Source organism: Stenotrophomonas maltophilia group sp. RNC7 (assembly GCF_030910085.1).
GTDB classification, from domain to species: Bacteria; Pseudomonadota; Gammaproteobacteria; order Xanthomonadales; family Xanthomonadaceae; genus Stenotrophomonas; species Stenotrophomonas sepilia.
This window is the reverse complement of sequence record NZ_JAVFVN010000297.1, coordinates 1-313: the sequence shown is the minus strand read 5'-3', so window position 1 is coordinate 313 and position 313 is coordinate 1. Positions and strand designations below refer to the sequence as shown.

The window sequence follows — 313 nt, the reverse complement described above, 5'->3', positions numbered from 1 at the left end:
AGCTCGGGTTCCGGGGACTCGCGATGCGTCCAGCCCAGCAAGTTGCGCATGTCATCCAGGCCGATGCCCGACGCGCGGTAGTTGCGAATCAGGTAAAGCCGCTCGACATGGGCCGGGCCATAGCGCCGGTAGTTGTTGCGGGACCGCTCGGGAGCGGGCAGCAGGCCCTCCCGTTCGTAGAACCTGATGTTCTCAGGGGGCGTGCCGGTCAAGCGCGCGAGTTCACCAATCCTCATCCAGCTCTCCGCGCGCAGCGATGGGGGACGCCACCGCTGCGCGCCGGCCCTCATCCCGGCGACCGGGCGGACTGCTG

General features: G+C 68.7%; 1 protein-coding gene. It reads right to left on the bottom strand.

Annotation, left to right across the window (positions count from 1 at the left end):
• On the bottom strand, positions 1-236 hold a 236-nt coding region (locus RCF13_RS05125; protein WP_308140904.1), incomplete at its 3' end, for a MerR family transcriptional regulator.
• Positions 237-313 lie beyond the last annotated feature (77 nt).